Source organism: Mesorhizobium sp. M4B.F.Ca.ET.058.02.1.1, from assembly GCF_003952505.1.
In the GTDB taxonomy this organism is placed as follows: domain Bacteria; phylum Pseudomonadota; class Alphaproteobacteria; order Rhizobiales; family Rhizobiaceae; genus Mesorhizobium.
On sequence record NZ_CP034450.1, the window covers coordinates 5622242 to 5635703 of the forward strand.

Sequence of the window (13462 nt, forward strand, 5' to 3'; positions counted from 1 at the left end):
GGCGGACTATGCGGATTCCTGACCGTAGGTTACACAGACTAACGACGCTTCGACCTTGAAGCGCTTCTATGAGTTAACTAACTATTTGAAATAATTAACTTATTAGAAAAATTCTGGCGGAGAGAGCGGGATTCGAACCCGCGTTACGGTTTCCCGTAAACACACTTTCCAGGCGTGCGCCTTCAACCACTCGGCCACCTCTCCGTCCTTGCACGAGCGCACCGGCCGGTTTTGCCGCGCGGGTTGGGGATATGCAGTCCCTTGGGAATTTCGCGCGGTATTTCCGCACCTCGAGCGCCCTCAACCGGCGGACACTCAATCCCGGCGCCCATAGCCGTCGAAGCAAGAGGCGCGGGGCTCATCTAGTCGATCCCGCGGCGAATGCCAAGCCATAATGGCGCTTTGTCGGCTTTGCCGCATAAGGGACCGTTCGCGCGGCCGCCGCCACGGCTTGGCCACGCACCCGCGGCCGAATGATGTGCACAGACCGGGCGGCACAGCCTGTCATTGCTTGACTTCGCCATCCGTCCGCTGTCCTTGTGGACACAAGGCTTTGCGGGGGCACAGTCCGGAGATGACTTCGACCAACCAGGGGCCGGCGGCGCGGCCGGAGAGCGGGCTGTCCTACGTGCCCGTGGCGTGGCTCGTCATCGTCATGGCCAGGTCGGTCTATGGCCTGATGTCGACATGGCGGTTGGTCGGCGATTCCAGCCTGCCGGAAAGCGTCTTCTTCCTTATCTATGGCGGCCTTGTCGCGGGCATCGTCACCATCCTTTGGGGGCTTTACCTGCTCGGCCTCGCCTTCAATCGCTCGGCGCGCTTCCCGCGCCATTTCACCATCTGGCAGGTCGCGACCATCCTTTGGCTGCTGGCGCAGCAGGCCTATGTGCTTCTGACGCCCGACTTCGTCTTCTCGGCGAGGAGCCTTGTCTTTACCGGCGGCGAGATCGCGATTGGCCTGCTTTGCCTCTACCTGCTGCGCCGCGGTGCCGGTGCCGATGCGGTCTATGCCAATGCGGAAACCGAGAGCCCGCCGGTGCTGGTTTCGGTGGTGGCGGCCTTGCTCGGCATCATCCTTGGCGCGGCGATCGGCGCCTGCGCCGGCTTTGCCGCGGGCTCGCTGATCGCGGATGCCAGCGACATGAGTTGCTTCGAGGGCGCCTGCGGCTATTTCGCCGTGTTCATCGGCCTCGCCGGGCTGATCATCGGCGCCATCGCTGGCGGGGTGTTCGCGGTCTGGCGCGTCAACCGACGCAAACGCAAGCCGGCGGTATAGCTCAAATTCGTGTGTGACGATTGCCGGCGGCGCGCGCTCGCTCTATTTCTCTGACGGGGAAGGGACGAAACCCGGGTCTGTGACGGCCCGGTTTCGTCTTGGGGAGGAAGTCTCGATGCTACGTTTCATCTTTCGTCTCGCGGCGATGGTCGCGCTTTCGGTTTCCGTCATCATGGCGGTGGTCGACGTGACGCGCTCGGTGGCGGCCTCGGCGCTGGTCATGACCCCGCTCAATACGAGTTGGTTGGCGGTATCACCCGACACCCGCGCAGCCTTCGAGACCTACGTGCGCGACAAGGCCAGCCCGCTTCTCTGGGACGGCGTCATTGCCTGGGTGCTCGGCCAGCCCGGTTTCGCGGTGTTCGCGGTGGTGGCCTTCCTGTTTTATGCCATCGGTTACCGGCGGCAGCGGCGGGGCGGCGCGTTCGCTCCGACCTGATGGTCCGCGGTGTGCCATCCGACGCCCAAGCCGGCCGGCGAACCGAATGATGCGCCGCGCCGCATGCCGGCGCGATGCTTTTCCAAAAGGTCAAAATTCCACGTGAATTTTGTTTCGGGCCGTGCCAGATTGGCCGCGAGCGGGAGGGGCATACTTCCTGCCAGACGTCGTCTGCCCGCCGGAGAACCGGGCTGGCAGGCGGTGCGTAACGGAAAAATAACCGACAGGGTGTGGATCACATGAAACGTATCGTTCTTGGCCTTCTGGCCGCAACCGCAATGGTTCTTCCGGGTTTCGCCGCGGATATCCAGCCGGCGATTCTCTACGATCTCGGCGGCAAGTTCGACAAATCGTTCAACGAGGCATCCTATAACGGCGCTGAGAAGTTCAAGACCGAGACCGGCATCGCCTATGTCGAATTCGAAGTCTCCAACGCCACCCAGCGCGAGCAGGCGCTGCGCCGCTTCGCCGAGGACGGCCGCAATCCGATCGTCATGGCCGGCTTCTCCTGGGCGGACGCACTGGACAAGATTGCCACCGAATTCCCCGACACCAAGTTCGCCATCATCGACATGGTCGTCGACAAGCCTAACGTCCGCTCCGTCGTCTACAAGGAGCAGGAAGGCTCCTATCTCGTCGGCGTGATGGCGGCGATGGCCTCGAAGTCCAAGAAGGTCGGCTTCATCGGCGGCATGGACATCCCGCTGATCCGCAAGTTCGGCTGCGGCTATGTCGGCGGTGCCAAGTCGGCCGGCGCCACCGAGGTGATCCAGAACATGACTGGCGACACGCCGGCCGCCTGGAACGATCCGGCCAAGGGCGGTGAGATCGCCAAGACGCAGATCGACCAGGGCGCCGACGTGATCTACGCGGCGGCCGGCGGAACCGGCGTCGGCGTGCTGCAGGCGGCGGCCGATTCCGGCAAGCTCGGCATCGGCGTCGATTCCAACCAGAACGGGCTGCAGCCCGGCAAGGTGCTGACCTCGATGGTCAAGCGCGTCGACGTCGCCGTCTACAACACCTTCATGGATGCCAAGAACGACAAGTTCACCGCCGGCATCAACGACCTCGGCCTCAAGGAAGGCGGCGTCGACTACGCCATGGACGACAACAACAAGGCGCTCGTCGACGATGCCATGAAGACAGCAGTCGAAAAGGCAAAGGCCGACATCATCGCCGGCACCGTCAAGGTGCACGACTACATGTCGGACAATGCCTGCCCGTATTGATCGGCGCTGATCTTCAGCAATGCGGACCGCCGGGTGCAAATCCGGCGGTCTTGTTTTTCGCGGAATGCATAGTCATGGCAGAAGCGTGCCCTCGGCTGACCAAGCGCCGGTCAGGTAGCCGAGCGCGAAGGCGGCCACCAGCGCCATGGCAACGACAAACCCGCGCCGGCCGCCAAGGGCGTGCAGGCCGACGTCGTAGGGCGGACGCTCCAGCCTGCGAATGACGGGTGGCCGCGCTTCCGCGCGGCTGTCGCCGCTGCCAACGCCGGCAAGCCGCATCTGCGGCAATTCGGCGATGCGCTGGGTGACCAGATTCCAGCGTTTGTCGGTCGCCCCGTCCACCGGCGCGGCGGGGTCGAAGGCGCGCATGCGCTCGGCCAGGTGCTGCACCGCGTCGCGGAAGGCGGGGTCGATTTCGAGGTCGCGTTCGGCGCGCCGGCGCTCGATGTCGTTCATCAGGCCGAACACATAGTCGCCGGCGCGGGCGATGCGGTCGCTTTCACTGGCCATCACGCTTCTCCCTCCCTCACCAATGCGGCGGCTTGGTGACCGGCACGTCGGACGCGGCTTGCTCCTCCAGGGCCAGGAAGCGGTCGGTGAGCGCGCTGAGCTTACGTTCCATTCGCTCGATCACCTTCCACTGCTCGGCGATCTGGCCTGACAGTTCCTCGATGGTCTTTTCCTGCTCGGCGGCGCGGATTTCCAGCGTCGTCAGCCGGTCGGCAGGCATGATCATTTCAAAACCCCGGTCAGTTGCGCTCACAGGCGACGTATCCGTCGCGTTCCCCACATTAGCGAATGTGAAGGTCCCGGCCACGTTCGAAATTGACAAGCGCGCGGGGATTTGTCGAGAGTGGACAACCCTCCGGCCAATTGGCACGGGCGGGGCAGCATGCTAGGCGTTTTGACCAAGCGATAAAAAAACTGAGTGGGACAGGCTGCATGGCGCAAGCCGCAATCGAGCTGATCGGCATCAACAAGAGTTTTGGCGCCGTGCGCGCCAACCGCGATATCAATCTGGAGGTCGCGCGCGGCACCATCCACGGCATTGTCGGCGAGAACGGCGCCGGCAAGTCGACGCTGATGTCGATTCTGTACGGCTTCTACCAGGCCGACAGCGGCGAGATCCGCGTCGGCGGCCAGCCGGCGTCGATCAAGACGCCGAATGACGCCATCGCGCTCGGCATCGGCATGGTGCACCAGCATTTCATGCTGGTCGACAATTTCTCGGTGCTGGAAAACGTCATCCTCGGCGCCGAGAGCGACGCATTGCTGAAGAGCAGCATCGCCAAGGCGCGCTCGGAGCTGGAGCGGCTGGAACGCGAATACGGGCTGGAAGTCGATCCCGACGCGATCATCGAGGAACTGCCCGTCGGCCTGCAGCAGCGCGTCGAAATCCTCAAGGCGCTCTATCGCGGCGCCGAGATCCTGATCCTCGACGAGCCGACCGGCGTCTTGACGCCGGCCGAGGCAGACCATCTGTTCCGCATCCTCGAACAGCTGAAGGATCAGGGCAAGACGGTGGTGCTGATCACCCACAAGCTGCGCGAGATCATGGCCATCACCGACACGGTCTCGGTGATGCGCCAGGGCACGATGGTGGCAACCAGGGTGACAAAGGAGACCACGGTCGGGGAACTGGCCGAGCTGATGGTCGGACGGCGTGTGCTGCTCAGGGTGGAGAAGGGCGAGGCGGAAGCCGGCGCCGTCAAGCTCGCGGTCAAGAACCTGACGGTCAAGGATTCGCGCGGCGTCACCATGGTCGACGACGTCTCCTTCGACCTGCGCGCCGGCGAGATCGTCGGCATCGCCGGCGTCGCCGGCAACGGGCAGTCCGAACTGCTCGAGGCGATTTCCGGCATCCGCCATGCCGTCTCCGGCTCGGTCATGCTCGACGGCAAGCCGATCGACCTGACCGGCAAGGCCGATCCCGGCGAACTGCGCGACCGCGGGCTCGCCCATGTGCCGGAGGACCGGCACCATGTCGGCCTGGTGCTGGCCTTCGAGGAGAACGAGAACTCGATCCTCGGCTATCACGATGACGAGCGCTATCTGAAGGGGCCGCTGCTCGACATCGACGCCATCCGCAACAACGCCAAGGACAAGATCGCCAAATACGACATCCGCCCCGCCGACTGCCGGCTGAAAACGGCCAATTTCTCCGGCGGCAACCAGCAGAAGATCGTGCTGGCGCGGGAAATGGAGCAGGATCCGGGCGTGCTGATCGTCGGCCAGCCGACGCGCGGCGTCGATGTCGGCGCAATCGAATTCATCCACAAGCGGCTGATCGCCATGCGCGACCAGGGCAAGGCGGTGCTGGTGGTGTCGGTCGAGCTGGACGAGATCCGCTCGCTCTCCGACCGCATCCTGGTGATGTTCGCCGGCCGCATTGTCGGCGAGCGCGGTCCGGAAGCGACAGAAGGCGAGCTCGGCCTGCTGATGGCCGGCGTCGAGCAGCGGGAGGCCGCGGAATGAGCACGCCCTACGCCAAGCTTCCGGCCTGGGCCGATTACGGCCTGATCCCGGTGATCAACCTGTTCGTCGCCTTCGTCGTCGCCGGCTTCGTGGTGGTCCTGGTCGGAGAAAACCCGTTCCGCGCCGCGGTCATCCTGGTCCAGGGCGCCTTCGGCAAGGGGACGGGCATCGCGTTCACGCTCTTCTACGCCACCACCTTCATCTTCAGCGGGCTGTCGGTGGCGGTCGCGGCGCATTGCGGCCTGTTCAACATCGGCGGTGAGGGCCAGGGCTACATAGCCGGGCTCGGCATCGGCGTCGTCTGCCTCGCCTTCGACAGCATTCTGCCATGGTGGCTGACCTTTCCGCTGGCAATCGTCGCCGCCGCGGCGATGGGGGCGCTGTGGGCGCTGATCCCGGCCTATCTGCAGGCCCGGCGCGGCTCGCACATCGTCATCACCACCATCATGTTCAACTTCATCGCCGCCAGCGTCATGGTCTACGCGCTGGTCGGCTTCCTGAAGCCGCTCGGGTCGATGGCGCCGCAGACGCGCACCTTCCTCGACGGCGCGCAATTGCCGAAGCTCAACTGGGTGATCGAACTGTTCGGCGCCAAGATTCGCTCGGCGCCGCTCAACGTCTGCTTCCTGCTTGCGCTGCTGATGGCGTTCCTGGTCTGGCTGCTGATCTGGCGCACCAGGCTGGGCTACGAGATGCGCACCTATGGCCACAGCCCGAAGGCGGCGCGCTATGCCGGCATTTCGGAAACGCGAATCGTCATTGTCGCGATGATGATCTCGGGCGCGCTGGCCGGCATGATGGCGCTGAACCCGACCATGGGCGACCAGCACAATGTCGCGCTCGATTTCGTCTCCGGCGCCGGTTTCGTCGGCATCGCGGTGGCGCTGATGGGACGTCTGCATCCGGTCGGCATCGTGCTGGCGGCGATCCTGTTCGGCATGCTCTACCAGGGTGGCGCCGAGCTTGCCTTCGAGATGCCGGCGATTTCGCGCGACATGATCGTCATCATCCAGGGCCTGGTCATCCTGTTCGCCGGCGCGCTCGAACATATGTTCCGGCCCTATGTCCAGGCGCTGTTCGCTTCGGTCAGCCCAAAAGCGGTCGGCATCGAAGCGGTCAAGGGGAAGGGCGCCTGAGATGGATTTCTTCATCGCCATTGTGCAGATACTCGACTCGACCATCCGCCTGTCGGTGCCGCTGCTCCTGGCATGCCTCGCCGGCCTCTATTCGGAGCGCGCGGGCGTCTTCGATATCGGGCTCGAGGGCAAGATGCTTGTCGGCGCCTTCGCCGGCGCCGCCGCCGCCTCGGTGCTGCACTCGGCCCTGCTCGGCCTCGGCACGGCCATCCTGATCTCGGTCGCCTTCGCCATGGTGCACGGCTTCGCCTCCATCACCCATCGCGGCAACCAGATCGTATCCGGCGTGGCGATCAACTTCATCGCCGCCGGCTCGACCATCATGCTCGGCCAGCACTGGTTCCAGCAGGGCGGCCGCACGCCGGCGCTGGCGCCGGGCGAGCGCTTCGAGGCGATCATCTGGCCCGGCGCAGACGCGGTCCGCGACGTGCCGATCATCGGACCGATCTATTCGGAGCTGATCTCCGGCCACTCGATACTGGTCTATTTCGCCTTCCTGATGGTGCCGTTCGCCTGGTGGGTGCTCTACCGCACCCGCTTCGGCCTCAGGCTGCGCGCCGTCGGCGAAAACCCAGCCGCCGTCGACACGGCCGGCATCTCGGTCGCCTGGCTGCGCTACCGGGCCCTGATCTGCACCGGCATCCTAACCGGGGTTGCCGGCGCCTATCTGTCGATGGTGCAGAATGGCGGCTTCGTGAAGGACATGACCGCCGGCAAGGGCTACATCGCGCTGGCGGCACTCATCTTCGCCAAATGGAAGCCGGTCAACGCCATGTTCGCCTGCCTTTTGTTCGGCTTCCTCGACGCGCTGTCGATCCGCCTGCAAGGCACGCCGTTGCCAATCATCGGCAAGGTGCCGGTGCAGTTCATGCAGGCGCTGCCCTATGTGCTCACCGTGATCCTGCTTGCCGGCTTCATCGGCAAGGCGATCCCGCCGCGCGCCGGCGGCGTGCCCTATGTCAAGGAACGCTGAGGCAAACGCGGAAGCGAACCGGCTTTTGGACAAGATCGTGGGAGAGAACAACTGAATGTCGCATGATCTGTTCGAGGCGGCCAAGGCTGCGATGGCCAAGGCCTATGCGCCCTATTCGAAATTTCCGGTGGGCGCGGCATTGCGCACCGAGGATGGGCGCGTCTTTGCCGGCGCCAACATCGAGGTGGCCTCCTATCCCGAGGGCTGGTGCGCCGAAACCACCGCGCTTGGCCACTACATCATGGGCGGCGGCGGCAAGATCACCGAGATCGCGGTCATTGCCGAGCGCATGGCCAAATGCTCGCCCTGCGGTGGCTGCCGGCAGCGTCTGGCGGAGTTCTGCCGGCCGGAGACGAAACTCTATCTGTGCGACAATGGCGGCGTGGTCGAGACCGTGACCATGGGCGACATGCTGCCTTACGGCTTCAGGGGCGACATACTGAAATGATGGAAAAGGCGCTCGATCATCTCGTCGAAAGGCTGGACGGGCTGGCGCCCGCGGTCGCGCTGGTGCTGGGTTCGGGCCTGGGCGGCCTCGTCAGCAAGGTCGAGGATGCCAGGCGCATTTCCTATGCCGAACTGCCGGGCTTCCCAAGAAGCGGCGTCAGCGGCCACGCGGGCGAGGTTGTGGCGGGGTATTTCGCCGGCTCCCCGGTGCTGATGCTGTCCGGCCGCGCGCACTATTACGAGCACGGCAACGCTGGGGCGATGCGTCCGGCGCTCGAGGTGCTGGCCGGCATCGGCATTTCGCAGCTCATCCTCACCAATGCCGCCGGCTCGGTCGATCCGGAAATGGGGCCGGGCTCGGTGATGCAGGTTACCGACCACATCAATTTCTCGGGCTCCAACCCGCTGATCGGCGAGCCCAGCGACCGCCGCTTCGTCGGCCTCACCGAGGCCTATGATGCGGGCCTGCGCAAGGCGATCGAGAAGGCGGCCAAGGCGACCGGCACCACGCTCCATAAGGGCGTCTATATGTGGTTCTCCGGCCCGTGCTTCGAGACGCCGGCCGAGATCCGCATGGCGCGCATCATGGGCGCCAACGCCGTCGGCATGTCGACGGTGCCGGAGGTCATTCTCGCCCGCTTCCTGGGCTTGCGCGTCGCCGCCTGTTCGGTCATCACCAACCTCGCTGCCGGGATGACCGGAGCGGAGCTTTCGCACCAGGAGACCAAGGACATGGCGCCCATCGGCGGCGCGCGGCTGGCGACGATCCTCGAGCGCCTGTTCCGCGACGGGTTGCCAGAGAGCTGATGCTGCCGCAGGAAATTATCCGCCGCAAGCGCGATGGCCACAGGCTGTCGGCGCCGGAGATCGCGGCTTTCATCGAAGGGCTGAGCGCCGGCACCGTCACGGAAGGCCAGGTCGGCGCTTTCGCCATGGCGGTGTTCTTCAACGGCATGAGCCGCGAGGAGGCGGTGGCATTGACCATCGCCATGCGCGATTCCGGCGGCGTGCTCGACTGGTCCGATCTGCCGGGCCCGGTCACCGACAAGCATTCGACGGGCGGTGTCGGCGACAATGTCTCGCTGATGCTGGCGCCGATCGTCGCCGCCTGCGGCGCCTATGTGCCGATGATCTCCGGCCGTGGCCTTGGCCATACCGGCGGCACGCTGGACAAGATGGATGCGATCCCCGGCTACATCAGCCAACCGGACGTGGCGCGCTTGCGCAAGACGGTGCTCGAAACCGGCTGCGCCATAATTGGCCAGACCGCCGACCTGGCGCCCGCCGACCGTCGCTTCTACGCGATCCGCGACGTGACGGGCACGGTGGAATCGGTACCGCTGATCACCGCCTCGATCCTGTCGAAGAAGCTCGCCGCCGGGCTCGGATCGCTTGTACTCGACGTCAAGGTTGGCAATGGCGCCTTTATGGAGAAGTCGCGTGATGCAACAGCACTTGCCAGCAGCCTGGTCGGGGTCGCCAACGGCGCGGGTCTGAAGACTTCGGCGCTGGTTACCGGTATGAACGAACCGCTGGCGTCGGCTGCCGGCAACGCCGTCGAGGTGCGCAACGCCGTCGACTTCCTCACCGGGCGCCTGCGAGATCGGCGGCTGGAGGATGTGACGTTGGCGCTCGCCGCCGACATGCTGCAATCGGCCGGGCTGGCCGCGTCGAACCAGGACGGCATCCGACGCGCCACCGAGACGCTCGCCGGCGGCCGCGCGGCGGCCGTCTTCCAGCGCATGGTGGCGGCGCTTGGCGGCCCTGCCGATTTCATCGACAAGCCTGGGAAGTATTTGCCGAAGGCGCCGGTGGAGCTTGCCGTGAAGGCGCTCGAAAACGGCTTCGTCAGCGGCATCGCGACGCGTGAGATCGGGCTTGCCGTGGTCGGACTTGGCGGCGGGCGCACGCGGCCCGACGACAGGATCGATCACGCGGTCGGCATCACCAGGCTGTCGCCGGTCGGCGCGGAAGTGCATGCCGGCGAGCCGCTGGCGCTGGTCCATGCGCGCAACGACGCTGATGCCGAGGCGGCGGCGGCAGCCGTGCTTGCCTGCTACACGATCGGGGCGTCGAAACCGCCGGCGGAAAAGACCGTCATCCGGCGCGTCCTGCCGCGCTGACAGTCCGGTCCAGCGGCTCTACTGGACCAGGAGCAGCGAGCCGTTCTCGACCTGGTATTTCTGCAGCCGCTGCAGGAAGCTCATGCCGATCAGGTTGGTCTGCAGCGCCCGGTCGTCGATCACCACCGCCTGGACGTTCTCGACCGAGATCTTGCCGATCTGCAAGCGCTCGACCGTCACCACCGCGGCCTTGATGGCGCCATTGGCGGTGTTGACCTCGTGGATGAAATCCGAGGGGTTGAGCGAGATGCCGGCGCGGCGCGCCGTCGAGGTGTTGATGGCGACCAGCGTGGCGCCGGTGTCGATCAGGCCGTCAATCTGGCGGCCGTTGAGCTTGAAGCCGGAGGTGAAGTGTCCGCGCGCGTCGGCGCTGACCACGACCTTGCGGCCGAGCGGCAGTGCTGTCGCCGGCTTGTCGGGAACCGAGGCAAGGTTCAGGGCGGGCTGGGGCTCGGTGACTGGCTTGGAGGCGACTGCCGGTTTCAACAGGCCGTCGAGCATGTGCGGGTTCGACTGATAAAGGATCGGGATCGATGCCGATGTTCCGGCAAAGACGCCAAGGATGAGAAGCTTGCGCAGCATGGGACCGGCCTGTTTGAAGGCCGATCCTTAATCCCGACATGGTGTTTTCGTCTATAACGTGGGCCGAAACCGCGGCTTTGCGTAAACGGGCGGTAAACGGCGCGCTACTTGGTGCCGTACATGCGGTCGCCGGCATCGCCGAGGCCGGGCATGATGTAGCCCTTGTCGTTCAACTGGCGATCGATGGAGGCGGTGAAGACGGGAACGTCGGGATGCGCCTTGGTGAAGCGCTCGATGCCCTCGGGCGCTGCCAGCAGGCACAGGAAGCGGATGTTGGTGGCGCCGCGTCCCTTCAGCTTGTCGATCGCCGCGATCGCCGAATTTGCGGTGGCGAGCATCGGATCGACGACGATCACCAGCCGGTCGGCGAGATCGCTCGGCGCCTTGAAGAAATATTCGACAGCCTCCAGTGTGTCGTGGTCGCGGTAAAGCCCGATATGGGCGACGCGCGCCGCCGGAACCAGGTCGAGCAGGCCTTCGAGCAGGCCGTTGCCGGCGCGCAGCACCGAGGCGAAGACCAGTTTCTTGCCCTCGAGCGTCGGCGCCTCCATCGTTTCGATGGGCGTCTCGATCTCGGTCGTCGTCAGCTCGAGATTGCGCGTGACCTCATAGCCCAGAAGCAGCGAGATCTCGCGCAACAGCCGCCGGAAGCCGGCTGTCGAGGTCTCCTTCTTGCGCATGATGGTCAGCTTGTGCTGGACAAGCGGGTGGTCGACGACGGTGACGCCCTGCATGGTGCTGCTCCGGTGAGTGGTGAGTGGCGAATAGTGAATAGTGAATAGTGAGTGGGTTTGCGAGTCCTGATGGTTCGATGATTGCCTTGACGCGCCGAAGCGCGCGGGCAAACCATTCACCATTCACCATTCACCATTCACCGGCCTTTGGCGTCCAGCCGGCCCAGCAATATTGCCTTGGTCTTCCTGTCGACGAAGGCCGCCTCGATCGCCGTCCTGGTAATGGCGGTAAGCGCCTTGTCTTTTATCCCGAAATGCTCGGTGGCGATGTCGTATTCGCGCTTCAGCGAAGTCCAGAAATAGGGCGGATCGTCGGAGTTGAGTGTCACCCTGCAGCCCGCCGCCAATAGTTCCGGAAACGGATGGTCGGCGAAGCTGTCGAACACCTTGAGCGCGATGTTGGAACCCGGGCAGCATTCTAGCACCACGCCTTCGTCGGCGATGCGCCGGACAAGGTCGGGGTTCTCGATGGCGCGCACGCCATGGCCGATGCGGGAGGGCCGGATGTGGTCGAGCGCCGCCTGGACGCTCTCCCAGCCCATCAGCTCGCCGGCGTGGATGGTGATGCCGAGTCCGGCCTCGCGCGCGATCTCGAAAGCGCGGACATAGTCCTCGAACTCGCCGATGCGCTCGTCGCCGGCGACGCCGAAGCCCGTCACCAGCGGGTGGTCGCAGCGCGCGGCGAAGCGTGCCGCCTGCTCGATCGATTCGACGCCGACATGGCGCACGCCGGTGACGATCATGCGGGCCTCGATGCCGGTCTTGGCCTTGGCGCGCGCCATGCCCTCGCCAAGCGCGTCGGTATAGGCCTTGGGCGACAGGCCGGCCTTCTTCGCATGGTCCGGTGAGGTGAAGACTTCGGAATAGATGGCGCCGTCGCGGGCGAGGCTGGTCAGGTAATGGTCGGCCAGCCGCGCATAATCCTCCTCGGTGCGGAACAGGTCGGACGAGAAATCGTAGGCTGCCAGGAAAGAGGTGAAGTCATGCCAGACGAAGGAGCCGTCCTTGATATAGGGCGCGGTGTCCTTGCCGTATTTGCGGGCCTGGCTGATGACGAGCTCGGGCGCCGCTGCCCCTTCGATGTGGCAGTGCAGTTCCGCTTTCAAAGGCATTCAATCATCCCGTCGATTCGGTCCAGGTCGATAAGCCCGCCACCTGGAAGCGCGGCCGAACACCGCGCCTTAAACAATAGCGCCCGCACCATCGATCGGCTATGGTCCCGCCGGTTTTATGACGGATCAAAATAATGTCAGTTGAGAGAACCACGGCCGCGGGCGGTATGGAAACCTCCTATGGTTTCAAGCGGGTAGGGGCAGGCGATAAGCAGTCCCTGGTCAACGACGTTTTCCATAAGGTCGCCAATCGCTATGACCTGATGAACGATCTGATGTCGGGCGGACTGCACCGGCTGTGGAAGGACGCCATGGTGACGTGGCTCAATCCGCCGAAACGACCGGGCTGGAAGGTGCTCGACGTTGCCGGCGGCACCGGCGACATAGCTTTCCGCATCGTCGAGGCCAGCGATCGCCACGCGCATGCCACCGTGCTCGACATCAACGGATCGATGCTCGACGTCGGCCGCGAGCGCGCCGAGAAGAAAGGCCTGAGCGAAAGCACCGATTTCGTCGAGGCCAATGCCGAGGAACTGCCATTCGCCGACAACACGTTCGACGCCTATACGATCGCCTTCGGCATCCGCAACGTGCCGCGCATCGAGGTGGCGCTCGGCGAAGCCTATCGGGTGCTGAAGCGCGGCGGACGCTTGCTGTGCCTCGAATTCTCCGAAGTCGAGATGCCGCTGCTCGACAAGGTCTACGAGGCCTGGTCGTTCAACGCCATACCCCGGATCGGCAAGGCGGTCACTGGCGAAGGCGAACCCTACTCCTATCTCGTCGAATCGATCCGCAAATTCCCCAACCAGCAGAATTTCGCGGCGATGATTTCGCGCGCGGGCTTCGATCGCGTCTCCTTCCGCAACTATTCGGGCGGCATCGCCGCGCTTCATTCGGGCTGGAAGCTTTGAGGCGGGAGACTTTGAAGCAGGCTGG

General features: G+C 64.7%; 15 protein-coding genes and 1 tRNA gene. 10 read left to right on the forward strand and 6 right to left on the reverse strand.

Going from position 1 to position 13462, the window contains the following annotated elements:
* Nucleotides 1-114 precede the first annotated feature (114 nt).
* Nucleotides 115-204 (reverse strand) — tRNA-Ser (locus tag EJ073_RS27375).
* Between the two features lie 370 nt (nt 205-574).
* On the opposite strand from EJ073_RS27375, the gene EJ073_RS27380 reads away from it, so the two are divergent.
* The 3 genes from EJ073_RS27380 (at nt 575) to EJ073_RS27390 (ending at nt 2944) form a co-directional block, all read left to right on the forward strand.
* Nucleotides 575-1276: a DUF2569 family protein gene (locus tag EJ073_RS27380; protein ID WP_126058346.1), complete on the forward strand. Its 702-nt coding sequence runs from the start codon at nt 575-577 to the stop codon at nt 1274-1276.
* A gap of 115 nt (nt 1277-1391) precedes the next feature.
* Nucleotides 1392-1715 (forward strand): hypothetical protein, encoded by a 324-nt coding sequence (locus tag EJ073_RS27385; RefSeq protein WP_126058347.1) that lies wholly within the window; start codon nt 1392-1394, stop codon nt 1713-1715.
* Nucleotides 1716-1954: 239 nt separating this feature from the next.
* Nucleotides 1955-2944: a BMP family ABC transporter substrate-binding protein gene (locus tag EJ073_RS27390; protein ID WP_126058348.1), complete on the forward strand. Its 990-nt coding sequence runs from the start codon at nt 1955-1957 to the stop codon at nt 2942-2944.
* Between the two features lie 72 nt (nt 2945-3016).
* On the opposite strand, the gene EJ073_RS27395 is transcribed toward EJ073_RS27390, so the two are convergent.
* Both EJ073_RS27395 and EJ073_RS27400 read right to left on the reverse strand, forming a co-directional pair.
* Nucleotides 3017-3454, reverse strand: coding sequence for a hypothetical protein (locus EJ073_RS27395; protein WP_126058349.1), 438 nt, complete (start codon nt 3452-3454; stop codon nt 3017-3019).
* A gap of 16 nt (nt 3455-3470) precedes the next feature.
* Complete coding sequence (locus tag EJ073_RS27400; protein WP_187331332.1) at nt 3471-3677, reverse strand: SlyX family protein; 207 nt, start codon at nt 3675-3677, stop codon at nt 3471-3473.
* Between the two features lie 209 nt (nt 3678-3886).
* Between EJ073_RS27400 and EJ073_RS27405 the strand changes: the two genes are divergently transcribed.
* From EJ073_RS27405 to deoA, 6 genes are read left to right on the forward strand one after another with little or no spacing between them, the layout of a single operon-like run.
* On the forward strand, nt 3887-5419 hold the full coding sequence (locus EJ073_RS27405) for an ABC transporter ATP-binding protein (RefSeq protein WP_126058351.1): 1533 nt from the start codon (nt 3887-3889) through the stop codon (nt 5417-5419).
* A complete protein-coding gene (locus EJ073_RS27410) occupies nt 5416-6555 on the forward strand; it encodes an ABC transporter permease (RefSeq protein WP_126058352.1) in 1140 nt (379 codons plus the stop codon). Before EJ073_RS27405 ends, EJ073_RS27410 begins: the two co-directional genes overlap by 4 nt.
* A 1-nt stretch (nt 6556) precedes the next feature.
* The gene (locus EJ073_RS27415) at nt 6557-7528 is read left to right on the forward strand and encodes an ABC transporter permease (RefSeq protein WP_126058353.1); all 972 of its coding nucleotides are present in this window, start codon (nt 6557-6559) and stop codon (nt 7526-7528) included.
* A gap of 55 nt (nt 7529-7583) precedes the next feature.
* Nucleotides 7584-7976: a cytidine deaminase gene (gene cdd, locus EJ073_RS27420; protein ID WP_126058354.1), complete on the forward strand. Its 393-nt coding sequence runs from the start codon at nt 7584-7586 to the stop codon at nt 7974-7976.
* Nucleotides 7973-8782: a purine-nucleoside phosphorylase gene (locus EJ073_RS27425; RefSeq protein ID WP_126058355.1), complete on the forward strand. Its 810-nt coding sequence runs from the start codon at nt 7973-7975 to the stop codon at nt 8780-8782. Before cdd ends, EJ073_RS27425 begins: the two co-directional genes overlap by 4 nt.
* Nucleotides 8782-10098, forward strand: coding sequence for a thymidine phosphorylase (deoA, locus tag EJ073_RS27430; RefSeq protein ID WP_126058356.1), 1317 nt, complete (start codon nt 8782-8784; stop codon nt 10096-10098). Before EJ073_RS27425 ends, deoA begins: the two co-directional genes overlap by 1 nt.
* Nucleotides 10099-10116: 18 nt before the next feature.
* On the opposite strand, the gene EJ073_RS27435 is transcribed toward deoA, so the two are convergent.
* The 3 genes from EJ073_RS27435 to EJ073_RS27445 form a co-directional block, all read right to left on the reverse strand.
* Nucleotides 10117-10680, reverse strand: coding sequence for a TIGR02281 family clan AA aspartic protease (locus tag EJ073_RS27435; RefSeq protein WP_126058357.1), 564 nt, complete (start codon nt 10678-10680; stop codon nt 10117-10119).
* 104 nt (nt 10681-10784) lie between these two features.
* Nucleotides 10785-11414 carry a uracil phosphoribosyltransferase gene (gene upp, locus EJ073_RS27440; protein ID WP_126058358.1) on the reverse strand — a complete coding sequence of 210 codons (630 nt, stop codon included), beginning with the start codon at nt 11412-11414 and terminating at the stop codon, nt 10785-10787.
* 137 nt (nt 11415-11551) lie between these two features.
* Entirely contained in the window at nt 11552-12526 is a 975-nt protein-coding gene (locus tag EJ073_RS27445; protein ID WP_126058359.1) for an adenosine deaminase, read from the reverse strand.
* A gap of 134 nt (nt 12527-12660) precedes the next feature.
* Between EJ073_RS27445 and ubiE the strand changes: the two genes are divergently transcribed.
* A complete protein-coding gene (gene ubiE / locus EJ073_RS27450; protein WP_126058360.1) occupies nt 12661-13437 on the forward strand; it encodes a bifunctional demethylmenaquinone methyltransferase/2-methoxy-6-polyprenyl-1,4-benzoquinol methylase UbiE in 777 nt (258 codons plus the stop codon).
* Nucleotides 13438-13462 lie beyond the last annotated feature (25 nt).